General features: G+C 70.4%; 23 protein-coding genes and 1 pseudogene. 16 read left to right on the top strand and 8 right to left on the bottom strand.

Annotated elements, in window-relative coordinates; genetic code table 11:
* Positions 1–207: 207 nt before the first annotated feature.
* Complete coding sequence (locus tag BZL64_RS05405; protein ID WP_086766681.1) at positions 208–1113, bottom strand: NADP-dependent oxidoreductase; 906 nt, start codon at positions 1111–1113, stop codon at positions 208–210.
* 380 nt (positions 1114–1493) lie between these two features.
* Between BZL64_RS05405 and BZL64_RS42125 the strand changes: the two are divergent.
* A pseudogene (locus BZL64_RS42125) lies at positions 1494–1751 on the top strand (thioesterase II family protein); the annotation flags it as partial.
* 331 nt (positions 1752–2082) lie between these two features.
* Here BZL64_RS42125 and BZL64_RS40500 read toward each other — a convergent pair.
* Complete coding sequence (locus BZL64_RS40500; protein ID WP_208639367.1) at positions 2083–2565, bottom strand: hypothetical protein; 483 nt, start codon at positions 2563–2565, stop codon at positions 2083–2085.
* 58 nt (positions 2566–2623) lie between these two features.
* Entirely contained in the window at positions 2624–4069 is a 1446-nt protein-coding gene (locus tag BZL64_RS05395; protein ID WP_425276012.1) for an eCIS core domain-containing protein, read from the bottom strand.
* Between the two features lie 274 nt (positions 4070–4343).
* Between BZL64_RS05395 and BZL64_RS05390 the strand changes: the two genes are divergently transcribed.
* Positions 4344–4550, top strand: coding sequence for a hypothetical protein (locus BZL64_RS05390; RefSeq protein WP_086766677.1), 207 nt, complete (start codon positions 4344–4346; stop codon positions 4548–4550).
* 261 nt (positions 4551–4811) lie between these two features.
* Here BZL64_RS05390 and BZL64_RS05385 read toward each other — a convergent pair whose 3' ends face one another.
* On the bottom strand, positions 4812–5306 hold the full coding sequence (locus BZL64_RS05385) for a GNAT family N-acetyltransferase (protein ID WP_086766676.1): 495 nt from the start codon (positions 5304–5306) through the stop codon (positions 4812–4814).
* A 616-nt stretch (positions 5307–5922) separates the two neighbouring features.
* On the opposite strand from BZL64_RS05385, the gene BZL64_RS05375 reads away from it, so the two are divergent.
* Complete coding sequence (locus tag BZL64_RS05375; RefSeq protein ID WP_086766672.1) at positions 5923–6102, top strand: hypothetical protein; 180 nt, start codon at positions 5923–5925, stop codon at positions 6100–6102.
* Between the two features lie 194 nt (positions 6103–6296).
* On the opposite strand, the gene BZL64_RS05370 is transcribed toward BZL64_RS05375, so the two are convergent.
* On the bottom strand, positions 6297–6689 hold the full coding sequence (locus BZL64_RS05370; RefSeq protein WP_086766670.1) for an amphi-Trp domain-containing protein: 393 nt from the start codon (positions 6687–6689) through the stop codon (positions 6297–6299).
* Positions 6690–7140: 451 nt separating this feature from the next.
* On the opposite strand from BZL64_RS05370, the gene BZL64_RS05365 reads away from it, so the two are divergent.
* The 8 genes from BZL64_RS05365 (at position 7141) to BZL64_RS05330 (ending at position 16209) form a co-directional block, all read left to right on the top strand.
* Positions 7141–7467: a carboxymuconolactone decarboxylase family protein gene (locus BZL64_RS05365; RefSeq protein WP_086766668.1), complete on the top strand. Its 327-nt coding sequence runs from the start codon at positions 7141–7143 to the stop codon at positions 7465–7467.
* A 137-nt stretch (positions 7468–7604) separates the two neighbouring features.
* Complete coding sequence (locus BZL64_RS05360; protein WP_086766664.1) at positions 7605–9041, top strand: DUF2252 domain-containing protein; 1437 nt, start codon at positions 7605–7607, stop codon at positions 9039–9041.
* 144 nt (positions 9042–9185) lie between these two features.
* A complete protein-coding gene (locus BZL64_RS05355; RefSeq protein WP_086766662.1) occupies positions 9186–11903 on the top strand; it encodes a winged helix-turn-helix domain-containing protein in 2718 nt (905 codons plus the stop codon).
* Positions 11904–12076: 173 nt separating this feature from the next.
* Complete coding sequence (locus tag BZL64_RS05350; protein ID WP_086766700.1) at positions 12077–13705, top strand: MFS transporter; 1629 nt, start codon at positions 12077–12079, stop codon at positions 13703–13705.
* Positions 13706–14018: 313 nt separating this feature from the next.
* Positions 14019–14216 carry a hypothetical protein gene (locus tag BZL64_RS05345; protein WP_073491531.1) on the top strand — a complete coding sequence of 66 codons (198 nt, stop codon included), beginning with the start codon at positions 14019–14021 and terminating at the stop codon, positions 14214–14216.
* Positions 14217–14446: 230 nt separating this feature from the next.
* Entirely contained in the window at positions 14447–15106 is a 660-nt protein-coding gene (locus BZL64_RS05340; protein ID WP_086766660.1) for an HdeD family acid-resistance protein, read from the top strand.
* 170 nt (positions 15107–15276) lie between these two features.
* Positions 15277–15744, top strand: coding sequence for an SHOCT domain-containing protein (locus BZL64_RS05335; RefSeq protein ID WP_086766658.1), 468 nt, complete (start codon positions 15277–15279; stop codon positions 15742–15744).
* 30 nt (positions 15745–15774) lie between these two features.
* On the top strand, positions 15775–16209 hold the full coding sequence (locus tag BZL64_RS05330; RefSeq protein WP_086766656.1) for a DUF7144 family membrane protein: 435 nt from the start codon (positions 15775–15777) through the stop codon (positions 16207–16209).
* A gap of 186 nt (positions 16210–16395) precedes the next feature.
* On the opposite strand, the gene BZL64_RS39745 is transcribed toward BZL64_RS05330, so the two are convergent.
* Entirely contained in the window at positions 16396–16884 is a 489-nt protein-coding gene (locus BZL64_RS39745) for a hypothetical protein (protein ID WP_158101505.1), read from the bottom strand.
* A 336-nt stretch (positions 16885–17220) separates the two neighbouring features.
* Here BZL64_RS39745 and BZL64_RS05320 point away from each other — a divergent pair, with 336 nt between their 5' ends.
* The 3 genes from BZL64_RS05320 to BZL64_RS05310 all read left to right on the top strand — a co-directional run bounded on the left by BZL64_RS05320 (position 17221) and on the right by BZL64_RS05310 (position 19538).
* A complete protein-coding gene (locus tag BZL64_RS05320; RefSeq protein WP_086766652.1) occupies positions 17221–17961 on the top strand; it encodes a methyltransferase domain-containing protein in 741 nt (246 codons plus the stop codon).
* A gap of 154 nt (positions 17962–18115) precedes the next feature.
* Positions 18116–18685: an EF-hand domain-containing protein gene (locus BZL64_RS05315; RefSeq protein ID WP_086766650.1), complete on the top strand. Its 570-nt coding sequence runs from the start codon at positions 18116–18118 to the stop codon at positions 18683–18685.
* 115 nt (positions 18686–18800) lie between these two features.
* Positions 18801–19538, top strand: coding sequence for a phosphotransferase (locus BZL64_RS05310; RefSeq protein WP_086766648.1), 738 nt, complete (start codon positions 18801–18803; stop codon positions 19536–19538).
* Positions 19539–19636: 98 nt separating this feature from the next.
* Here BZL64_RS05310 and BZL64_RS39465 read toward each other — a convergent pair whose 3' ends face one another.
* Together BZL64_RS39465 and BZL64_RS05300 are read right to left on the bottom strand one after the other, a co-directional pair.
* Positions 19637–20116 carry a hypothetical protein gene (locus BZL64_RS39465; protein ID WP_143662996.1) on the bottom strand — a complete coding sequence of 160 codons (480 nt, stop codon included), beginning with the start codon at positions 20114–20116 and terminating at the stop codon, positions 19637–19639.
* 411 nt (positions 20117–20527) lie between these two features.
* Complete coding sequence (locus BZL64_RS05300; protein ID WP_086766644.1) at positions 20528–21541, bottom strand: LacI family DNA-binding transcriptional regulator; 1014 nt, start codon at positions 21539–21541, stop codon at positions 20528–20530.
* Positions 21542–21838: 297 nt separating this feature from the next.
* Between BZL64_RS05300 and BZL64_RS05295 the strand changes: the two genes are divergently transcribed.
* The gene (locus tag BZL64_RS05295; protein ID WP_086766642.1) at positions 21839–23152 is read left to right on the top strand and encodes an ABC transporter substrate-binding protein; all 1314 of its coding nucleotides are present in this window, start codon (positions 21839–21841) and stop codon (positions 23150–23152) included.
* 91 nt (positions 23153–23243) lie between these two features.
* Positions 23244–24230 (top strand): carbohydrate ABC transporter permease, encoded by a 987-nt coding sequence (locus BZL64_RS05290; RefSeq protein ID WP_086766639.1) that lies wholly within the window; start codon positions 23244–23246, stop codon positions 24228–24230.
* Positions 24231–24240 lie beyond the last annotated feature (10 nt).

Below are 24240 nucleotides of genomic sequence, written 5' to 3'. Positions count from 1 at the left end.
CCGATGTCGATCCGCTCACCGGCCTCGGCCGCGACGTCGACCGCGGCCGCCAGGTACGCCGCGAGATCGGAGGTGCGGACGAAGGTCAGCGGGACGATGGCCTTGCCGATCCACAGCATGCGGCCCTTGTCGACCGGGTCGCCCGCCATGCTCGCGACCTGGTCGAGGAACGCCCCCGGGCGCAGGGCGACGAAGGGGACGCCGTGGTCAGTCGACGGTCAGGACGAGGTTGCCCCGCACGTGCCCGGCGTCGCTGACCTGCTGGGCCGTGGCCGCCTGGTCGAGCGGGTAGGCGGTGACGGTGGTGACGAGCTTGCCGGCCGCGGCGTCCTGGGCCAGCGCGGCGAGGTGGGCGGTCGAACGTTCCTGGGTCCCCTGGGAGAAGGTGATGCCCAGCTGCCGTGCACCGAAGTCGGCGATGGTGACGATGCGCTCGGTGCCGTCCTTCAGTGCGATCGAGTCTTCCAGGGCTCCCTTCCCGGCCAGATCGAACACCGCGTCCACGCCGTCGGGGGCCAGCGCCCGCACCCGCTCGACCAGGCCCTCGCCGTACACGGTCGCGGTGGCGCCGAGCGAGGCGAGGTAGTCCTGGTTGGAGGGGCCCGCGGTGGCGATCACGCGTGCTCCGCGAGCCGTGGCGAGCTGGACCGCCAGGGTTCCCACCGCCCCGGACGCGCCGTGCATCAGCACGGTCTCCCCGGCGGAGACACCCAGCAGGTTCAGGACCCGCTCGGCCGTCTCGCCGGCCACCGGCAGCGCGACCGCGTCCTGCCAGTCGAGGTCGGCGGGCTTGGGGGCCACGGTGGTGGCCAGTGCGTACTGGGCGTACGAGCCGGTGTCCGACCAGCCCACCACCTCGTCGCCGACCCGCACGTCGCTCACGCCCTCACCCAGGGCGTCCACCACGCCGGCGAACTCGCCACCGGGGACGGCCGGGAAGGTCGTCGGGCGGACGGCCTCGATCATCCCGGAGCGGATCTTGCCGTCCAGCGCGTTCAGCCCGGCGGCCTTCACGCGGACCCGGACCTGGCCGGGGCCCGGCTGCGGGACCTCGATGTCCGCCTCGTGCAGCACGTCCGGGCCGCCGAACTGGTCGAAAACGATCGCTTTCATGGTGACTCCATTCCTGTGACCTAAGAGTGTGGCTGGCCACATGATTAACCGTAACAGCAATCATGTGGCTGGCCAAGTATTTGCGAACGTGACGGCGGGTGACGTCCTGGCTGCGTCGGACGCGGAGCCCGGCAGGCCCAGGGCGTCGGGGCTGACCGAGCCGTGGGTGCCACGGGTGCGGGTGCGGTCGGCGGGGCCGAACTTGCAGGAAGGCAGCGACTACAGACTCGTCGTGACCGATCGACAGCGCCAGACCGTGCAGACCGCATACGAGCTACGACGCCAAGAAGCGGTTCCGGGTGCACCGGCGTGGCGGATTCCAGGCTCCGACTGGCATGTGAGCCTCGGCGGCCGGGGGCGCCGACCCTGGCGCCTGCGTCGCCTACGAGCTGGCCCTGCGACTGGAGGCCCGCGGCATCGTCCCCGAACACCTGCTGGTCTCCGCCCACGAAACCCCCCGGCGGGCCGAACGCATGGCGCTGCACCGTGCCGACGACGAAACCCTGATCACTCGCGTCCGGCACCTCGGAGATCTGCACTCGGAGGTCTACGACATCCCGGAGCTACGTGATCTGCTGCTGCCCGCCCTCCGGGCCGACTACCGCCCATCGAGGGCTACCAGCCCCCGCATCCGACTCCGGTCAGGGCACCGATCACCGCGTACGTCGGACAGGACGACCCGAGCTGCCTGCTCGACCACGTCCTCGCCTGGTCCGAACTCGCCGCCCCGGGCCGCTTCGAACTGCGCTCGTTCCCCGGGGACCACTTCTCTCTCACGCCCAGGGAGGCCGAAGTCGTCGCGGACATGGCAGCAGGCTTCGCGCGCGGGTCGGGTACGAACCACCCCTGGCAGTGATCCGCCCATAGCGGAAGCCTTGCTCAGTCAGCGCCCAGCCTCCAGGGGCCGGCCGGGCGCAGCCTCTCCCTCGGGCCCTCCCTCGGAGTCACCCCCGAGGGTTGCGGTGCCGCTCAGCCGTACGCCGCCGTGTCCCACTCCCGCCCCTGGACGATTCCCGCCAGCCACGACACGTCGGTCGCCCGGATCTCGAGGTCGGCGGACGGAACTCGGTCGGGGTCCTGCCACAGTGCTCGCCAGGCGTCCAGGAAGGCCGCCTGCCAGGCGGTGGCGTCGGCCGGGTCGAGGCCGCGTGCGCGCAGTTCGGCCTCGACAGCACGCCGAGCCGCGTCCTCGTCGAAGGGCAGGCGGCGCCGGGCGGTCACGGAGACCGCCGCGATCACCCGGTCTGCGTACTCGGCCAGGGCGACCGGGTCCCAGTACGCTCCCGGCCCGGCCTCGCGGTCCAGGCGTTCGGGGTCGGTGTCGGCCAGCAGTCGCATCGCGAAGGCGGCGGACGCGGACGGTTCCCCGGCGTCGGGATGGATCGCGGACAGGGTCAGCTCGACGGTGTTGTCGCTCACGCGCGTGACGCGCACCCGCCACAGACTCGCCAACGAAGGCTCCCTTCCTCGTGAGTGAGTGCGCCACCCTTGCGATGCGGGCGGCTGCCGGTCAGGTGGTGATTCTTCCGGTAGCGATCAGATTGGCCAAGGTGGCGAGCTGCGCGTCGCTGTTGATGCGCTCGGCGAACGTGACGGCACCTCGCTGCTGGCCCCGGCCGCCCTGCCTGGGCGGCCGGAACGGCATCTGGGAGAACGTGTGGATCACGGACTCCGTGGCCCCGAGAGCACCGGCCTGGTCCACGAGGCCCTGGAACTCCCCGCGGCGGGGGCCGCCCGCGCCGATCGACTGGAGGAAGACGACGTCGTCCGCGTCCCATCTGCGGTTCGCGGTGACCTGCACCAGATCCGGGAGGGTCATGGTGGCGGCGGCCAGCGCCTGGCCGAAGTAGGTCGGCTGAGGGTCCGTGAAGGCGAACGGGAGCGAGGCGGCCAGGACCTGCCAGACGCCGATCGTGGGGTCGTACCGCTTGAAATTGATGGTGAGAGACCGGACGAAGTACGGGGCGAAGGACTGCTGGTACTGCGAGGTCTGGGGGTCGGCCGTCCCGTAGTTCACGTCGACGCCGAAGTAGACGTAGTGGCGCGGAGCGTTCCACGCCATGGCGGAGTTCGCGGCTGCCACGGTGACCAGCTCGCGCTTCAGCACGCTCTCGACGCCGGCCTCGTACCGGCTGTTGTCCCGTTTGGAGGCGGGCACCAGGTTGTTCTGCGTTCCGGGACCGCCGGCCTGCATATTGATGAGATGGAAACGGATCCAGAAGTTCGTGAGACCGAGCTGGCGGATGTAGCCGTACCCTGTGGGGTCGACGGCCGGGGGCGAGCCGGTCAGTGAGCCGTCGCTGATCATCTCGATGGACGTCGTCCTGCCCACGGAGTCCACGACGGGGTAGATGAACGAGCCCTGCGGCACGGCGTTCGTGTTGTAGGCGACGCGCTGGACCTGCCGCCGCCGACCGGAACCCTCGCCCGTCCGCCCCCGTTCGGATGCCACTCCCTCCCCGAGGCCGGCGCTCCGCTGCACGGGCGCGGGTCCCGACATCACCCGGGCGGCGTTGGCCTCGGCGGCCCGCTCGAAGGGGTCGCCGGGTGCGCTGACCCGCAGCCCGTCGCCGGTGTCGGTGCCCGCGACCGGCCCGCTTCGCTGCTGGATCACATGGGTCAGCTCATGGGCCAGGGTGTGCTTGTCGCCTCCGCCCTCACCGATGACCACATGGCTGCCGGAGGTGTAGGCACGGGCCCCGAGCTGGGCGGCCGACCGGCGGGCAGCACTGTCGACGTGCAGACGTACGTCGCCGAAGTCGGCGTCGAGCCGGGCCTCCATCTCCTGCCGCAGCGGCGCGTCAAGTGGACGGCCCCCACTGCGCAACACCGCGTCGACCTCGGGGGCGCGCTGGACGGCCGTGCCGTCCGAGTGTCCGCAGCCCGGACCGTGTTCGTGGCGTTCGTCGGCGACGAGCTGAGCCAGTGCCCGGTTGCCCACCGTTCGCTGGAGCACGCCGAGGGCAGCAGGCGACAGCTCGCCGATTCGACCCGATGCGGCGGTGCTCGCGGCGGCTGACCGGACCGAGGCCGGACGCCGGTCCCGTTCCTGTTGCGGGCCTTGATCCTGCGTGTCCTGCCGCGCCCGCATCGCCGCTCTCCCTCGCCCTCAGCCGTGTACAGTCCCGCCACGTTGCCGTTCACGCGGCAGGTACGCCAGGGCCGTTCGGGCAGACTTGCGGGCACCATCGGTGACGCGGCGCAGGGCCCGTCGTCGGCCGAGGGCCCAGGTGGCTCCCGTCGTCCCGTTCAGGTGGAGCACGGCGTCCACCGACAGCACCGAGGCGGCGAGCGTGGGGGAGTGGCAGGCAAGTTCGGCACGGGGGGCCATCTCCCGACCGTTCCAGGAACTGGCCGTACTGCCTGCGCGCGGCCGGCGGCAACTCCCGGCCTGCGAGGCCGACTTCGTCACCGACCTGTCGACGAGCCTGCTGTAGCCCTCTTGTTCTGCCGCGACCCCGTGGTCTCCGCTCCGTGCGGATGAACGGTGCGGTCTCGCATACGGCTGTGGGTCTACTCGGGGATCTGAGGTCCCGCGTCGGCCGCCAGGTCGGCCGCTGCCAGGTCGGCGTCGGCCCGTCCGGCGGTGTCCCGCAGTGCCGCGGTCAACTCGGGTAGCAGCTCGCGGGTGAACCGTACCGATGATCGCGGTGGCCGCAGCCTGCCGCAGCCGGCCGGCCCACGAGCAAGATCAAGTTCTATGGCTGGAGGTCACGCTCGTACCAGGTGCCGGACTTGCCGCCGAGATCGGCCGGGGTGGCAGGGCCAACCGGGACGAACCCGGCCTTGGTCAAGACCTTCTGGGACGCGGCGTTGTCGTGGGAGGTGGCCGCCCGCAGTGTGCGCAGGCCGTGCCCCGCTGTCGCCGTCCGGCATAGCTCCCGGACGGCCGTGGTCGCCACACCTCGGCCGGCGACCCGCTCCGCGACCCGGTAACCGAGTCTGGCGGTGGCGTCCTCCAAGTCGTAGAGGTTGAACCTGCCGAGTACCGAGCCGTCCTCGGCGACGAGCACGTAGAAGGCGCAGATGCCGGCCTCTTGCTCGGCCAGCGAGGCGTCGTACCGGTTGGTGAACTGGTCGAAGAAGTCGTCGCCGCGGTCGGGGATCGACGCGGCGAAGTAGCTGCGGTTCGCCAGCTCGAACGCCAGGACCGCCGGGGCATGGCCGACATGCAGCAGCTTCAGCTCGGGCATCGCCCGACACTACCCCGATCGTGCGCTGGGGCCACCCGCGACGTCGATCAGTACCGCGTCGGCGAGCAAGAAGGTGGTCAGTTGGGGGGCGGCGTCGGTGGTGGCGCCGGTACCAGAGTGCGCCTACCGCGGCGGATGCCGTGGCCAGGGTGATGCCGAGGACCGGCCATCGGCTGTCGGCGAGGCGCAGCCCGGTCAGGATGGTCACGGCGGTCACCGCGAGCGGCACGAGGAGGGAGAGAAGCTCGCGGAGTGCGCCCGCCACCACCTCCGGTTCGGGGCGGGACGTCCGGTTGCGGCGGGCGGATGCGGTGTCGGCGAAGTAATAGGCGAGGGCGCGGTCTGTCAGACGGGCGTCGGCGCGTTGGTAGGTCACTGCCATGTACGGGAGCCAGACGAGCGGGGCTACCACTCCGACCAGGAAGGCCGTGCCGAGGAGCACCCACCGCCAGGCTTGGACGGTGACCCGGCGTAGGCGCCGACCCGGTGTCTGGCCCGCGTCGCCTGGCGTGAGCACGCCGAGGAGGTGAGCCATCCGCAGGGTGACGTGCCACAGGGCCGCCCATCGCTTCCAGCGGACGGGTGCGCCGGCGTCGGGTCCTGTGCGGGCGAGCGCGTGCTGCGCCTGCCCGGTGTCCTCGTACACGCCCTGGAGGACGAGGAGTTCGCGTGCGCGGGCGCGGGCCGTGGGGTCGCGGCCGTCGAGGGCGGCCAACTCCAGGACGGTGCGTGCCTGGCGGAGCAGCGCCGCACAGAACGCGACAGGGATGAGGACGAGGAAGGGGCCGCCCACTAGGGATCCTTCCGCTACGACGGCCCGCCGGCCGCGAGCGATCACTAATGGTGACGAACGGGAATTCTCGCCCCTCCTCTTGCCCTGGCCGCAGACTCTCAGCTCGCATCGAGGGGGCCTCGGAGTCCTGAGAGAGTCGGATGCGTCCGAGCGCGACAAGTAGCCGGGAGATCACGGAATGTGGCGTGATGGTCCTGTCAGTCCTCGGTTCCTCGCGCGGCTGAGGGCTTCTTCGCCACGGGCCGCTTGGCACCCTTGATCCTGTTGCCGCTCGTAGCGCTGGACCCCGGCTTCGCGGCCGTGTTCTTGCGCGGCGTGGCCTTCTCCGAGGCTGCGGCCGTCCGCGTCGGCGCTGCCCGGGTCGGCGTGGTCGGCCACTTCAACTCGATCTCCAGCTCGATCTGCCCACCACCGATCTCGACCTCCATCTCGCTGTGAAGGTCATCGGGTATCCGCAGGCTCAGCGTTCCCGAGCCCAACTCCAGCTCAGCCTCCCCGCCGTCCCGCAGCGCGGTGGCCAGTGCCGTGAGCTGATCAGCGGCCTCAAAGCGTGACAGGGAGCGCTTCTGCTCGAACTTGAGGTCCTTCATGGTGTCTCCGATCCGTATACGGTCTCGGTGTCGATCCGCCCCGCACCAGCGCCGTTCGTCGTCTCCGGCCGGTCGGGCTACCTCCAATCTCGTCCTCCCCGCTTCGCTGCGCACGCCGAGGGCAGGGGCGGAAGGTTCTTGATGGACAGAGCGCAAGCCATCCGGGCAGGTCATGGTGACGCCGCCGCACGTGCGGGCACGTGACCGACGATGGCCGCTGGAGCAGGCGAGCCACGGCGCCGGGTGCCGGAACGGTAGGGAGCACCCGTCGGCTCGGCCACCAGGGACCCATGACCCAGTGATCAACCGGCCGCCGGGGCGTCGCGAACCGTCGGCGCGCGATGAGCGCGAGTCCCGGATGGGACCTACGGTTGGGGAGAGGCCCCACAGGTGCGGAACTCGGCTCCCGCCGCGTCACACCCCCGCGCCCGACACCCCAGGAGGGCACGCCATGTCCACTGCTTCGGACACCCCCGTCCTGGACACCCTCGCCGCCATGACGGTCGACTCGATCGAGCGGTGCGGGATGGCCCCGGACCTGCTCGTCCTGACACGCATCGCGGCACTCGCCGCCTCGGACGCCCCGCCCATCTCCTACGCGGCCCATATCGACCCCGCCGTCAGAGCCGGCCTGACCGTCGAACAACTGCAGGACGTCCTGGTCGCCATCGCACCCATCGTGGGCACCGCCCGCGTGATGACGGCAGCGGGTAACATCGCCACGGCGTTCGGCATCGCCATCGCCGTCGCCGATGCCGAGATCGAGACGCAAAGCTGACAGCGGCTGTCATCAGCGTCGATGATCCGCGCGGCCCGGCCGCCATCGGACAGAAGGCCAAGGAGCTGACCGCCCGCACGACGGGCCCTGTGCCGCAGGCCTCTCCTTGGCCGCAGCATCAGGCAGGAGCGTCTCGGATGTCCCAGAACGCGACCACGGCCATGCGCGCCGCACCCCACACCACGCCGGAGGAGCGTGCGGCTCTCGGCAAGGAGCTACGGCGCCGCACACCGCGGTCGGACCACGCCGTGTACAAGCCCGCTCCCGACCGGCCGGACCCGCTGGCGATCCTTCAGGCCCAGTCCGAGGCACGAGTGCCCGAACTCGTCCCGATCCGCTACGCCCGGATGACGGAGTCCCCGTTCCGCTTCTACCGTGGCGCCGCCGCGATCATGGCCTCCGACCTGGCGGGCAGCCCGAGTTCGGGACTCACGGCCCAGCTGTGCGGGGACGCGCACCTGTTGAACTTCCGTCTGCTCGCCTCGCCGGAACGGCAGTTGGTGTTCGACATCAACGACTTCGACGAGACGCTGCCGGGACCCTGGGAGTGGGACGTCAAGCGCCTCTCGGCGAGCCTCGTCATCGCTGGCCGGGCGAACGGCTTCGACGACGACGAACGCGCCCGCATCGTCAGTGCCACGGTCCGCTCCTACCGCAAGGCGATGATCCGCTTCGCGGCGACGGGCAACCTCGACGTCTGGTACACGAAGATCGACGCTGACCTCCTCGAATCACTGGCCTCGGGCCGGCTCCACGCGACGAAGCAGGGCCGGAAGAACCTGGCCCGCGCGCTGGCGAAGGCCCGCACCCGCGACAGCCTCCAGGCCTTCGACAAGCTCACCGAGACGGTCGACGGCCGGCCGAGGATCGCGGCGGATCCCCCGCTCCTCGTCCCGGCCCAGGACCTGCTGCCGGACGTGGAACGCAGTGCGCTGGAGCGCCAGTTCCGCGCTCTGATCGAGCGGTACGGACGCACTCTCGCCTCCGACCGGCGCACGCTCCTGGAGGACTACCGACTGGCCGACGTCGCCCGCAAGGTGGTCGGCGTCGGCAGCGTCGGAACCCGGTGCTGGATCTTCCTGCTCCTCGGCCGGGACGACCAGGACCCGCTCTTCCTCCAGGCCAAGGAGGCCGACACCTCGGTGCTCGCCGCACACGTCGGCCCGAGCCGGTACCGCAATCAGGGCGAGCGGGTCGTCTCGGGCCAGCGGCTGATGCAGGCCACCAGCGACATCTTCCTCGGCTGGGAGCGGGTGGACGGGATCGACGGCAAGCAACGCGACTTCTACGTCCGCCAGCTGCGCGACTGGAAGGGCATCGCCATGCCGGAGCGGATGCGGCCCAAGGACATGCGCGCGTTCGGCGAACTGTGCGGGGCCACGCTGGCTCGTGCGCACGCGCGGTCCGGCGACCGTGTCGCCATCGCCGCGTACCTGGGAGGCGGCGACTCGTTCGACCGTGCACTCGCCACCTTCGCGGAGTCGTACGCGGACCAGAACGAGCGCGACCACCAGGCCCTGGCCGACGCGGTGCGCGCGGGCCGGCTCCCCGCGGAGGAACTGCCGGCAGCCTGACCGGCGGCGTGCACCATCCCTGCCGGCAGGGGCATAAGGGCTGGTGAACAGGCCAGTGGCCGGCGTGCCGCGCGCCGCGGGGCCGAGGCTGGGATGCTGGAGGAGGGAGCGCCGCCCGTGACGTGACCCTGGCGGACAGGGGTGATGAGCGCCGTGGCCGAGATCTACGAGAGCGCCCGAGGACCGACCGATCCGGCAGTTCCGGCAGTTCCAGTGGTTCCGGCGGTTCCCTTCGCCGATCCCCGGGGAGACCCGTTCCTGCGCACCCGGTTCGCCCTTCCGGCCAGGCCCGCCACGTTCCTGCGGCGGCAGCGGCTCGTCGACCACCTCGACCAGGCTCGCGAGACGCCGCTGACCCTGGTCAACGGGGCGGCCGGAGCCGGCAAAACCCTGCTCACCGCGGACTGGGCCGCCGGACAGCGGCAGCCCGTCGCCTGGCTCACCGTCGAAGTGGGGGACCGGCGTCCCGGCGTGTTCTGGGCATACGTCCTTCAGGCTCTGCACGCTTGGGGCGCACCGGCCTCCGAAGCCGTCGAGCCCCCCTCGGACGCGACAGGGGTGGACCAGAGGCTGCTGGCGACACTCGCCGCCGAGCTGAACGACCGCGACCAGCCCGTGATCCTCGTGCTCGACGAGTACGACCGCCTGACCACCACGGAGGTCACGGAGCAGCTGGAGTTCGTCCTGCACCACGCCGGGCGGGGCCTGCACCTCGTCCTCGTCACCCGGACCGAACCCCTGCTGCCGCTGCACCGCTACCGGGCGGCCGGCGAGCTGACGGAAGTCCGCGCCGCCGAGCTGGCCTTCACCTCCGAGGAGGCCGTCGCACTCCTTGAGCTGCACGGTCTGAGCCTCCCGCTCCACGCCGCGGGCGCCCTGGTGGACCGCACCCGCGGCTGGGCCGCCGGCTTGCGTCTGTCCGCCCTGGCCGCTCGGGAGAGCGCCGACCCGGAGCTCTACCTGAAGGAGTTCGAGGCGGACCGCACCACGGTCGCGGACTTCCTGCTGGCGGAGGTACTCAAGGGACAGCCGGAGGAGACACAGGACCTGCTGCTGCGCGTCAGCGTCCTGGAGCGTTTCTGTCCCGAGCTGGCCAACGCGCTGACCCTGCGAACCGATGCCGAGGTCGTTCTCGCCCGGCTGCACCGCGCCAACGCGTTCGTGGAGCACCTCGGGCACTCGTGGTACCAGCTGCATCCGCTGTTCGGGGAGATACTCCGGGCTCATCTGCGCGAGCGCCTGCCCGGCCTGGAACCGGAACTCCACCGGCGGGCCGCACACTGGCTGCGCCGGTGCGAATTCCTGCCGGAGACACTCGCCCACGGGGCTGCCGCAAGCGACTGGGACTTCGCCGCCGGCGCCCTCGTCGACGACCTGGCGATCGGACAGCTCTTCACCGGTCTGCGCTCGGGTGACCTGACCGAGCTGTTCTCCCCTATGGGGCCCGAAGCCAGAAGCCCCGCAGCCGACCTCGTGCGCGCGGCCGGCGACCTTTCCCGGTACGACCTCGACCGCGGACTGGCCCGCCTGCGCAGCGCCGAGGAGCACCTGGCCGACGACGCGCCTGAGCCGGCCGCCGCCAAACTGAGCCTCGCGCTGCTCGAAGCGCTCGCCGCCCGGCTGGCCGGATGTCCAGAACTGGCCGAACGGGCCGCCGAGAAGGCCGATGAACTGCGGCAGGAACTACCGGCGCACCTCCTGGACAGGCATCCCGAACTCAACGCTCTCCTGCTGACCCATCTGGGCTCCGCCCGCCTGTGGGCCGGGCACTTCGAGGACGCCCGCGCCGCCCTGACCGCGGCGGCCGGCAGCCCCGGCGGCGCCTCCACCGCGCTGCCCCGCGAGGACTCGCTCGAACACCTGGCCCTGCTCGACTATCTGAACGGCTGGCCCGGCCGGGCGGAGCGCAGGGTTCTGGCGACGGTTCCCGAGGCGGAACGGGCCGGCCTGCCCCGGCCGTCCGGATCCGGCATCGGACAGCTGGTCCTGGCCGCCGTGGCCGTCGACCGCCATGAGCTGGGCCGGGCCCAAGCCCTCCTCGACGAGACGGCCCAGCCGCCACCGGGAACACGTGACCCGGTGATGGCGGCAGGACGCGCACTCGCCACGGCACGCCTCCTGCTCGTCAGAGGCAAGGCGAGAGCCGCCGTGGAGGCGGCGGACCCGGCCGTCGCCGCCGCTGTGGTCTCACCGTGGGCGGCAGGATATGAAGCCCTCTTCGCCTCCGCCGCCCACCTGGCCGAAGGACGGCCGGACGAAGCCGCCGAGGTGCTCCAGGGCGTGACCGGTGACCAGCCGGTGTGTGCCGTGGAGGCCGCGGCCATCCAGGTCGCCGCAGGCCGTGCCTCGGCGGCCATCGGCCTGCTCGACAGCATCCGCACCGCCGGCCGGCCAGGCCCGGCGGTGACCGTGAGGGCAGCGCTGGTGAGAGCCCAGGCCGCGCAGTGCGCGGGAGACACCGACACGGCCCGCAAGCTCGTCACCCAGGCGCTCCTCGACGCCCGCCAGGAGCGGCTGCGACGTCCGTTCCTCGATGCGGGAGCGTGGATCCGGCCCCTCCTGGCCACGCCTGCGCTCCACGAGCTGGCAGCGGGCTGGCTCACCCCCGGCCTGCCGCGACACGGCGGGCAGTCCGGGCCGGAATCCCCGTCCCCGCCGCCGCTCGTCGAGGTGGAGCTGAGCGGACGCGAGCGCGACGTCCTGGAACGGCTGGCCCGCATGATGTCGACGGAGGAGGTCGCCGCCGACCTCTACGTGTCGGTGAACACCGTGAAGACCCACCTCAAGAGCGTCTACCGGAAGCTGGCCGTGAACCGGCGAGGCGACGCCGTGCGCCGCGCGCGTGACCTCCACCTGCTCTGAACGTGCCTCGGTGACAGCTCCGGCCCCCGCACTTCACGGGACGCCGCTTTCCCCCGTGGCGGGTGAGGCACGAGGCGCGTACGTGGGATGCGATGGACAGGAGCGCCGGGCGGCGAAAGCCACCGCCCGGCCGGCTCCGCCGGAGAACCGGCCGATGTGGCGAGGTGGACAGCGTGAAGCACTGGCGGGCTCTGATCGTCCTGGGTACGGCCCAGTTCCTCATGGTCCTGGACACCGCGGTCATGAACGTGTCGATCAGTCAGCTGGTCGAGGACTTCGACACGGAGGTCACCGCCATCCAGGGCGTCATCACCCTGTATGCGCTGGTCATGGCTGCTTTCATGATCATCGGTGGCAGGTTCGGGGACATCCTGGGGCGTCGCCGCATGTTCCTTCTGGGGCTGGTCGTCTACGGCGTGGGGTCTGCCCTGACCGCCGTGGCACCCACGCTGTGGGTCCTCACGCTGGGCTGGTCAGTCATCGAGGGACTCGGGGCCGCCATGGTGCTGCCGGCCATGGCCGCCCTCGTCGCGGAGTCCTACCGCGGGCGGGACCGGGCCGTCGCCTACGCGGTCATCGGCGGGCTCGCCGGCGCCGGTATCGCGGTCGGCCCGCTGCTGGGCGGCTGGGTGACGACGTACCTGACCTGGCGGCTGGTCTTCGCCGGCGAGGTCGTGGTCGTCGCGGCCGTCCTGCTGTGCCGCCGGGTGATCGCGGATTCGCCCCGGACCGGCCCGCGCCCCCGGCTGGACGGGGTCGGTGCGGTGCTCTCCGCGGCCGGGCTGGGGCTGTGCGTGCTCGGCGTACTGCAGAGCAGCACCTGGGGATGGGTGGAGCCCCGCAATCCTCCCTTCACCGTCCTAGGTTTCGCCCCGACACTGTTCTTCGTCGGCGCCGGGGTGGCTGTCCTGGCGCTCTTCCGACACTGGGAACGGCGGCGGGAGAACCAGGGCGCCGACCCTCTCGTACACCTGTCCCTGCTGGGCAGGCCCGTTCTGCGGTCCGGCCTGATGACGCTACTGAGCCAGAACCTCATCCTGCTGGGACTGTTCTTCACCATCCCGCTGTATCTGCAGGTAGTGCAGGGATTCGACGCCTTCGAGACGGGACTGCGCCTGCTCCCCGTGTCCGTCACCATGCTGGTGACCTCCCTTTCCGCGTCCTCGCTGGGACGCCTGTGGGGGCCGCGCCGGGTCGTCCGACTGGCCCTGGCCCTCCTGGCGGGGGCCATCGTGTGGCTGCTCGCCACCGTCGACCCGGTCATCGACGACGCGCAGTTCGCCGGAGCCATGGCCCTGCTGGGCGTGGGCGTCGGCCTGCTCGCCTCACAACTGGGCAACGTCGTCCAGTCCGGCGTCGGCGAGGGCGAACGCAGTGAGGCAGGCGGACTCCAGTTCACGGCACAGAATCTGGGCTCCGCGCTGGGCACCGCGCTCATCGGGTCGATTCTCATCGGGGCGCTCGCCCACGCCTTCACCTCGCAGGTGGAGGACAACCCACAGCTGTCCGAACAGACCTGTGAGCAGGTCGGTGTCGCTCTCGAGGCCGGGATCACCTTCGTCCCCACCGATGAGGTGCGCTCGGCGGCCGAGCGTGCGGGCCTGCCGTCGTCCCAGGTCGACGCCGTCGCGGACTCCTACGCATCCGCACAGCTGGACGGCCTCAAGGCGGCGATCCTGGCCACCGGCGGCATCGCAGTCGCCAGCTTCCTGGTCACACCTCACCTGCCCGGCGCCCGGGACAGTCGTCCGCGCAAGCCGGGCACCGACACTCCGGCCGGCGCGACCGAGTCGACGCGCTGAGTCCACAGGGAGCCACCAGCGTGTACGGGGCCGTGTGCGCGGCCTCCGCGGTTCTCGACACCGGCCGCCTGTGCCTGTCTCGCCGAACAGGGCTGGGGCTGCCGCCGTTACGCAACGGCATCGTGTTCCGGGTCGCCCACGTGCATGCCCGGTTGTTCGGCGCGGGGCCGGCGCAACAGGCCGCGGACCCGCGGGGTCCGCCGCCGGGCCACGGTCACCTGTACCGGGTGAGGCCCTACGGGAAGCGCCGGCGCACGATCGTGGGAAGAGGGTGCCGTCCGCCCGTCCCACGCACGCCATGGGAGGACAGCTCGTGCGCTACGAGATCCGAGTCGAGGGACACCTGTCGGAGACGCTGGCCAAAGCCTTTCCGGAGCTTGGCCATGTGGTGATGTCCGGCCAGACCGTCCTCTTCGGCCCCGTCGTGGACGAAGCACACCTGTACGGGCTGCTGGCACGCTGCCAGTCACTGGGCCTGCATGTCCTCGAGATGCGGCAGCTGCCGGAGTGACGGGACCGGGGCATGCGGTGCCGGGCGAGAGCCCTCAGCGACCTGGCGGCGGGCGCCTTCCCTCACCGTCACGGCGTCGCCGGGTCACCCGTGGTGGGTGACCCGGCATCCGGTGGCGAGCGCAACCCTGGAGCGGTCAGGTCCTCGCACACCGCCCTCTTCACACCGTCCCCTTCGCACTGTTCCGTCCGCGGTCCGCAAGCGTCCGTTCGATCACACGAGGAGGAGCCATGACCATGCCGCGTAGTCCGGCATCACGCAGCGGAGAGGAACAGGAGCGCGACGGGGCGGCCCCTGGTCCGACGGACGATCCCGCCCAGGCACTGGGACGGCTCGGCCGTTCGGGCAGCTGGCTTCTGGGTTCGGCCGTCACGACGCTGGTGCTGGGCGTACTGGTGCTGGTCTGGCCGGACGCGACGCTGCACGTCCTGGCGGTCCTCATCGGCCTTCACCTGCTGGTGACCGGGACGTTCCGCTTCGTGGACGTCTTCGCACGGACCGGGCACGAACGGCTCCCAGGGCTACTCCTGGCCGTGCTCTACATCCTCGCCGGAGTGCTGTGCCTGCGGAACCCGCTGCAGACGATCAACGCGCTCTCGCTGATCGTCGGGGCCGTCTGGCTGGTGTCCGGCATCCTCACCCTCTATACGGCCCTTGCCGCCGAGGATCTGCCACACCGTGGCGTCGTCCTGGGCGCCGCGGTGCTCGGCATCGTCGCGGGGGTCGTGGTGCTCGCACTGCCGGCCGAGTCGGCCCGCGCCCTGACCAGGCTGCTCGGCCTGTGGCTCATCCTGCTCGGCCTGGGCGAGGCGATGGTCGCTCTCGCATGGCGGGCCGCACTGCGAAGGACGCACCCCACGGAGGCGCGGGCCCCATCCGGGACGGCCTGACACCGAACCCCGCCGTTCCGGCGGCCTGCCGCACGAGCGCGTTCATCGAGTGGGGCGCTGCCCGCAGGTTCACCCGCATCGGGTGAGGCCACCCGTCCCCGGCCGTGTCCACGCTGAGGGCAACACGCAAAAGGACGGCGGCTCGTCGAGCGCCGGGACGGAGAAGAGATATGAGCACGCAGACGTATCTGGCGTACGACTACCCCATGTTGAGCGTGTTCTGGAGCATGCTCCTCTTCTTCCTGTGGATCATGTGGTTCGTCCTGCTCTTCCGCGTCGTCTTCGACATCTTCCGCGACGACGAGATGAACGGGTGGGGGAAGGCCGGCTGGCTGGCGTTCACCGTCCTGCTGCCCTTCCTGGGCGTCTTCGTCTACGTGGTCGCCCGCGGCAAGAACATGGGTCGCCGGGAAATAGCGCAGGCCCGAGCACAGCAGGAGGCCTTCGACACCCGCGTCAGGGAGGCCGCGGGCGGTACGAGCCGACACAGCAGCGCCGACGAACTCAGCAAGCTGTCCGAGATCCGCGCCCGAGGTGACATCACCGACGAGGAGTTCCGCAGGGCGAAGGAACTGGTCCTGGCCGGCCATGGCCCGGCGGAGCCTGCCGGTTCGACCGCCCGCACTCCCAGTCGCTGAGTATCGGCACACCACGAATCGAGGCGCGAAATGACCGCGACACATACCCGGCCCGCTGATACGACGAAGCAGGAGTGGGCAGCCGGCCTGACAGCCTTCGCGGCCGTGATGCTCTTCCTCGTCGGCCTGCTCGACATCTTCCGGGGCATCATGGCCGTCGCCGAGGACGACATCTTCGTCACGACCCGCAATTACGCGTTCGCGTTCGACCTGACCAGCTGGGGTTGGATCCACCTCTCCCTCGGCGTGCTCGCCGTCATCGTGAGCATCGGGCTGCTCAAGGTCTCCCTGTGGGCGCGCGTGTCCGGCGTGGCCATCGCCGGACTCGTCATCATCGCCAACTTCCTTTCCCTGCCGTACTACCCGGTGTGGTCGGTCGTGATGATTGCGCTCTCGGGCTTCATCATCTGGGCCCTGTGCGTGGTCCAGCGCGACAACCTCTTCAACCTGTCCGAGGCCGAGTAGACCCCGCGGCGACGCGAGGAACGTCAGCGGCTGGAGGGCCTGACGCCGGCCGCGGTGACGTGAGGAACCTGGAGACGTACGGCCGGGACCTGGTCGTCGAGCGGAAGCGCTCCTCGACCGGCCGCGGCCCTCGTGGCGGTGCGTGCACGGTGCCGAGCAGCCCTCCCGGACCGGCCAGCCGGCTCGTCACCGCTTCACGCGTGGGAAGAGGCGTTCGACCGCGTCCACCACCGCGGCACGGCGAGCGGCGACGGACGGGTCCGCAGCCTGTTCGGCGGAGACGGCAACGATCTCGGGCTGAGCGGCCCATGTGGTGGCGATCTGGTTGACCAGGGCGAGGACATCGACCGGGTCCCAGGCGGGGGCCAGCTGTCCGGCCTGCTGAGCCTCCCGGAGCTGGTCGAGCTTGCGGGCGATGGCCGACCTCGTGGGATCGGCGCCGGTGTCGGCACCGTCCAGGTCACCCCGGTTCCCGAATCCATGGTGGCCCGGCTCCCGACCTTCCTGTCGGTGCTGAGTTCCAAGCTCGGCCGAGGCCGGCGCTGAGCACCTGCCGGGCCGACGGCGAGCGCGCGGGCGACGGTGACGCGTCGGCGCCGCCGCCGTCGGTTCCTGGCAGGGTCCGCACGGCGTCGGCCCGCCCGGTTGCGCCTGGTGAGGTCCGGCGCCGCGCATGGCGCCCACCGGGTTCCCACGGGACGATGGTCCTTCCACCGGTCGGCGTGGAGAGTGTGCATTCCGGAGGGAACCGGTCACGATTTCCCGGATCGCGTACCCGATTTCGTGGTGCGGGTGGTGGGCTCGCTGCTGGACCAGTGCGGGCCGGGGACGCCGAGCGGTTCTGATCGCGTTGCCCAGCCACGGTCCGCTCCGGCGGGCCTCCGCCCGACCGAGGGGGCAGCGCAGGTGAACGGCCCAGCAGTCGGCGGTCGGACAGCTCGAGGATGTCGATGAGAACTGCCAACGCTGCGCGCTCTTCCCGGTGTCAGCGGGAAGCGCATACGGTTCGGTATGGCGACTTACGACGGCATCGGTGCGACCTACGCAGACACCCGGCGACCGGACCCCCGAATCGCCGCCAGGGTTCGTCGAGCCCTCGGTAATGCCACCAGCGTCATCAACGTAGGAGCCGGCACCGGCTCGTACGAACCGTCATACACGGTGCTGGCCGTCGAACCCAGCTCAGTGATGATCGCCCAGCGCCCGGCCGGATCCGCACCGGCCTTGCGAGCATCCGCGGAGTCGATCCCTCTGGCCGACGACTCGGCCGACGCGGCGATGGCCCTCCTGACGGTGCACCACTGGAGCGACCTGGAAGCCGGCATCGGGGAACTGCTCCGCATCGCCCGACAGCGGGTCGTCGTCCTCACCTTCGACCCCGGCATCAACCACAGGTTCTGGCTGCTGGAGGAGTACCTCCCCGAAGCAGCCGCTTTCGACAGCACGCGAGCCGTCGCGGTCGATCGCTTGGCCATGCTGCTGGGAGGCGCCCGCATCGAAACCGTCCCCATCCCGCACGACTGCACCGACGGATTCCTCGCCGCCTTCTGGCGTCGCCCCGAGGCATACCTCGACCCGGACGTGCGGGCCGGTATCTCGCTGTTCGCCCAGACCGGCGACGAGGTCGTCCAGCAGGGCTTGGCCCGGCTGTCGGACGACCTGACCTCCGGCCGGTGGCACCGACGCCATGCCGACCTGCTCGACCGCGAAACCCTCGACGTCGGCTACCGGTTGCTCGTGGCCGACCTGTAGAACCCGACGAGGGTTCTTCCGTGCCGGTCAGCCGTAGGTGTACGAGTTCGCGAAAGCAGCTGCACAACTCGTCACCGTACGTACGGTTGTTGTGACGGGGTGCGTCTGTCGGCGTGCCGTGTCCTCTGTGTTGCCGTACCCGCGAGGAGTGGTGATGGAAAAGCAGGACTTTCTGACGACGAAGATCGAGCACGGCTTCGATCAGCTGGACGTGAACGGCAGCGGGGTCCTCACCGAGGACGACCATGTGGAGATGGGCCGCCGGGTGGCGTCCTCCCTCGGTCATGCCGAGGACTCCCAGGAGGCGGAACGGATCATCGGCGCCTACACAGCCATCTGGCAGGAGGTGCACCTGCCGTTCGTCCCGGCCGGCAGCCAGGGAATCCCCAAGCAACAGTTCGTTGCCTCGACCCGCACGCTGGCCGACGATCCCGAGACCGCCGCGGCCACCCTGGGCAGGCTCGCCGAGACCTATCTGGCCATCGCGGACACGAACCAGGACGGCCGGATCAGTCCCGATGAGTTCCTCGCGTTCCAGCGCGGGCACTTCCCTCAACTCACCGAGGAGCGTGCGGCCGAGGCGTTCCGCCACCTGGACACCGACGGCGACGGCACGCTGTCGCCGGCCGAGTTCACCAACGCGGTCATCGAGTTCTGGTCCAGCCCTGACCCCGAAGCCACCGGCAACTGGTGGATGGGCCGCCTCACCGTCCCGCAAGGCTGAGCCGGCCGGCATCCGGGAACGTGTCACGGCCGTCCGCCGCTCGGGCATCGGGCGTGACACGTCGGCCCTCTCGCCTCCCTTGTCACGCGCCCTCGGAGCACCGCAAGGTGGACGGATGCCTGAGTCGCCCTTGCCCGGAGGTTTCGTCAATGCGGTCACTCGTGTCGGGAACACGGTGCGCCGGCCGGCCTCGGCCGGCACGAGGTTCGTGGCTGATCTGCTGAGGTTGCTCGAAGCCGGTGGCTGGGGCGGGGCTCCGCGGTATCTCGGCGTGGACGACGAGGGCCGTGAAGTCCTCAGCTACCTCGGGGGGCATGTGGCGTGGGAGCCGCGACAACCTGCCGCTGTCTCATCCGACGAGAGTCTGGCGACGGTCGCCCGGCTCGTGCGTGAGTTCCACGATCTGACGTCCGGCACTCCGTTGGCCGGTGACCAGGAGGTCGTGTGTCACAACGACCTGTCGCCCAGGAACACGGTCTATCGGCGCTCCCGTGGCGAGCTTCGGCCAGCGGCGTTCATCGACTGGGACCTTGCCGCGCCGGGCGCTCGGATCCATGACATCGCTCATGTCTGCTGGCAGTACCTCGATCTGGGCCCTTCGGTCGCCGACGTCGAGGAGGCAGCCCGCCGGTTGAGGCTGATCGTCGACAGCTACGAGTTGTCCGACCGGCAAGACCTCGTGTCCACGATCTTGTGGTGGCAGGACCGGTGTTGGCGGGGCATCGAGTCCCAGGCCGATGCTGGTGACGCCGCCATGGCCCGGCTCCGTGACGCAGGGGCGGTGAGTCAGGTTCAGACGGCCTGGCAGTGGGTCTCCGATCACCGGGGTGCACTGGAACGCTCAGTTCGGTGAGCGCGTGTGCAACGGCCGCGGCCGGTTCGCTGGTTCTTTCACCTGACCGTCAAACGGCCACCTACTGCTGGACAAGGACCGCCGGTCCGACTCCCAGGTCATGGGCGAGGCGAGGTCGGGTCGGCGGATCGCAGCAGCGTGTCCAGTGCCGTGCGGGTGAAGGCGCTGTCATGGGGGGTCACCAGGCTGAAGAGATACAGCCCCGCTCCCACGACCGTGATGTCGTACGGCTCGTACCGGAAGCCGGCACGGCCGTACGGATCTTCCCGAGGGACCATGGGGAGCGACTGCCAGCCCGCCGGTTCGTAGGAGAGAGCCAGAGGGCCTTCGTCACGCTCGTCGAGCGCGTAGCCGTACAAGTCCCAGTTCGCCTCCATCACCTCGTCACGCGCGATGAGCAGATCGCCGCGGGCAGCGGATGTCCCGGGGACCTGACCGGGAACCCAGGGCGAGAACACCCCGTCGGAGTCGTCCTCACCGGAAGCACACCGGAGCGCGGGCCAGCGGCCGAGCCATGACCCGAGAAACCGCTCCACCACGGCGGCGGCCGGCCCTTGCGCGAGGACAACGTGGTCCATCCCGGTGATCACGACGTCCTCAACTTCCCATCCCTGCCGAATGTTCCGCACCCGCACCCGCACCCGCACCCGGACCCGGACCCGCACCCGGACCCGGACCCGCACCCGGACCCGCACCCGGACCCCGCCTCGGCCGTGCCGCCGGCCGACGCGTCATTCGTCGGTCCCCGTCTTCCTGACAGGCGGGTGTCGCTCTCACCTCGACCGCCCGTCCGCAGGCCGGCGTGCGCGCGATCCTTTCCGAGCCGTTGACCGCCCCGAGTCGCGACTCGGGACGGCGCCAGGTCGCGAGCAGCCTTCCACGCACAAGCGTTTCAACGGATGGCCTCCCGGCCGCCGAGGATCGTGCGGTTCCTGGGCGAGTGCAGGGGTGCGTCGGGCCGGGCGGCGGCCCCGGCGGTCATCGCGGCGTCACGACGACTCGCGCACCACCAACTCGGTCGGGAGCGTCACCTGTTGCCGTTCGGCGCCGTGCTGGGTGATGTCGGTCAGGATCCGGGCCATGGTCCGGCCGAGTTCCTCGACCGGTTGACGGACCGTGGTCAGCGGCGGGTCGGTGTGGCGGGCGAGGACGGAGTCCTCGAATCCGATCACGGCGACATCGCCCGGCACCTGACGCTTCTGGCGGCGCAGTTCGGCCAGGGCTCCGACGGCCATGAGGTCCGAGGCGGCGAAGACGGCGTCCAGATCCGGCGCGCGTTCAAGAAGCGAACGCATCGCTCGACGGCCCCCCTCCTCGCTGAAGTCGCCGGCCTCCGCCAGGGATTCGTCGGCTCGCAGTCCCGCCTCGCGGTGGGCGTCGCGCCAGCCGGCGAGCCGGCTCCGGCCGACGTCCATGTCGAGTGCCCCGGTGATGGTGGCGATGCGGCGCCGGCCCCGGCCGAGCAGATGCCGAACGGCCGCGGCGGCGCCTCCGGCGTTGTCGGAGTCGACGTAGCTGAGTCCTTCCCGCTCGTCCCGGCGGCCCGCCAGCACGGTGGGGAGCCCCATCTCCTCGAGTATGCCGGGCAGTCGGTCGTTCGCGTGGACCGAGACCAGCAGGACGCCGTCGACCCGGCGGGTCGCCACCGACGCGGTCAGCTGGTCGCGCTCCAGCTGGTCACGGACGAGCGTCAGCTGCAACTGGGTGCCGGTCTCGGCCAGTGCCGCGCTCACACCGCGGATCAGGGCGGCGAAGAACGGTTCGGCGCCGAGCCGGCTCTCGGACTCCGGGATCACCAGGGCCACCGAGTCGGTGCGGCTGGTCACGAGGCCTCGGGCCACCGAGTTGGGTACGTAGTTCAGTTCTTTGATCGCCGCGAGGACCCGCTCGCGGGCGTCCGCGCTGACGAGGTCCGAGCCGTTGATGACGCGGGACACCGTGGTCCGCCCTACCCCGGCGCGGGCGGCGACCGTTTTGATCGTGGGCTGGCGATTCCCTGTCATGTGCTCCTCCGAGCGGCTACCGCGACGGCAGCGCCGCGGACGTGACCAGCGGCAATTGTGGCAGACGCCGCAGCGGCGACTGCACCCTGTGGGGTCACGAAGCGAACGCCGGAAGCCCGGTTCGCCGAACGAATCGTTTTCAAGTCATTGACATACGCGCGCGCTGCCACGAGTCTCTCAACCGCCGGTGGGCACGTTCCCACCCAGTGGTGGGAACGTGCCCACCACTGCTGTGCCGTCTCAGTCCCACCCAGATCGTCACTCCGGTGCGTCAGCGCCGTCGCTTGGAGGAAACGCATGAGCACTGTCCACAGGTCCGCGCGCACCAGAGCGGTTGGGGCCGTCGCGGCCGTCGGCGCGCTCGCACTCGTCGTCGGCTGCGGGGGCAGCGACGACTCGGCGACGGGCGGAGGCAAGAAGGACGGCAAGATCACCATCACCATGGGCATGTTCGGGGTGATGGGTTTCAAGGAGACGGGCCTTCTCGAGCAGTACGAGAAGGAGAACCCGAACGTCGACATCAAGGCCGAGGTGGCCGGTGACGAGCAGACGTACTACACAGCCCTGCAGACGCGTCTCGCCGCGGGCAAGGGACTGAAGGACATCCAGGGCATCGAGATCGGCCGGGCGAAGGAGATCGTCGACACCCAGTCCGGCAAGTTCGCGGACTTCTCCGACGTGGCGGGCGCCGACCACTTCCTGCCGTGGAAGCAGTCCCAGATCACCACCGAGGACGGCAAGGTGCTCGGCCTGGGCACCGACATCGGCCCGATGGCCGTCTGTTATCGCAAGGACTACTTCGAGCAGGCCGGCCTGCCCACCGACCGCGAGGAGGTCGCCAAGCTGTGGGCGGGCGACTGGAAGAAGTACGTGGAGGTCGGCCGCACCTTCAAGAAGGACTTCAAGGGCGACAAGGTGGCGTACATGGACGCGGCCAGCGGCCTGTTCAACGCCATGGTCTACGGCTACCCGGAGCAGTACTACAACGCCAAGGGCGACCTGATCTACGACACCAACCCGGCCGTCAAGGAAGCCTGGAACCTCGCCGCTGACGCGGCGGAGGCCGATCTGACCGCCAAGCTCCGCCAGTTCCAGCCCGGTTGGGACCCGGGCCTGGCGAACGGTACGTTCGCCACGGCCGTCTGCCCGGCCTGGATGCTCGGCCACATCGGCGAGAAGGCCGGCCCGGCGAACAAGGGCAAGTGGGACGTCGCCAAGGCACCCAAGGGCGCCAACTGGGGTGGTTCCTTCCTCGGCGTGGTCGAGCAGAGCCCGGTGAAGGAGGAGGCCAAGAAGCTCGTCGCCTGGCTGACCGCGCCCGAGCAGCAGGCGCACATCTTCGAGAAGCAGGGCAGCGTCCCGTCCTCGCAGAAGGCGCTGGAGACCCCCGAGGTCCAGAACGTCACCTCCGAGTACTTCAACAACGCCCCGATAGGAAAGATCTTCGGCGCGGCGGCCCAGGAGATCCCGGACAAGCAGGTCCTCGGCCGCAAGGACGGCACGATCAAGGACACCTTCTCGCAGGGCCTGACCCTGATCGAGCAGCAGGGCGCCAAGCGGGACAAGGCATGGAAGACCACCGCGGAGCGCATCGAGAAGGCGGTCGGCTGACCCGACTCCCTTCCGGCCGCCCAGGGCCCGCCCGCACATCGCCGGCGGCCCTGGGGGCCGGTCACACCTCTGCCCTCAGGAAGGAATACCGGTGGCCACCTCCACCACTAACGCCCAGGCCGGCGAGGGGCCGTCCCCCCAGCCGGACCGGCAAGGCGCCGGTCCGCGGCTCGGCGCGCTGCTCCACCGGCTCGACGTCAAGGGCGCGCCGTACGCGTTCGTCGCCCCGTTCTTCGTCGTGTTCGCCGCGTTCAGCTTCTACCCCCTCCTCTACACCTCCTGGATCTCCCTGCACCGGGTGGAACTGGCCACCCTCGACGTCATGGAGTGGGTGGCGTTCGACAACTACGTCGAACTCTGGAACGACGCCCGCTTCTGGAACGCCACGGCGAACACCATCACCATCGGCGTCATCTCCACCGTGCCGCAACTGCTGATGGCGCTCGGTCTGGCCCACCTGCTCAACTACAAGATGCGCGGCTCACTCTTCTTCCGCATCGCCTCGCTCGTCCCCTACGCCACCTCGGTCGGTGCCGCCGCCCTGGTGTTCACCATGCTGTTCGAACGCGACTTCGGCATGATCAACTGGATGCTCGGTCTGGTCGGCATGGACCCGGTCAACTGGGAGGCCGACAAGTGGCCCGCCCAGGTCGCGATCTCCACCATCGTCATCTGGCGCTGGACCGGCTACAACGCGCTGCTGTACCTGGCCGCGATGCAGGCCATCCCCGCCGATCGCTACGAGGCCGCCGCCATCGACGGCGCTTCGCGCTGGAAGCAGTTCACCCACGTCACCGTGCCGGGGATCCGCTCCACCATCGTCTTCACCATCGTGCTCTCCACCATCGGCGCGACGCAGCTGTTCGGCGAGCCGCTGATCTTCGGGCAGGGACCCAACGGAGTGACCGGGGGAGCGGACAACCAGTACCAGACGCTGGGGCTGCTGCTCTACGAGGAGGGCTGGAAGAACTACCAGATGGGCCGTTCGGCGACCGTCGCCTGGGCGATGTTCCTGCTGCTCGTCCTCGTCTTCGTGGCGCAGCGCCTCATCAAGCGCCTGCGCTCCCGCACGTCCTGACCAGGAGTCG

Origin of the sequence: Streptomyces bobili (assembly GCF_002154575.1) — a bacterium.
GTDB lineage: Bacteria > Actinomycetota > Actinomycetes > Streptomycetales > Streptomycetaceae > Streptomyces > Streptomyces bobili.
Note: the sequence above shows the minus strand (reverse complement) of the source record. Positions and strands in the feature narration are given on the sequence as shown.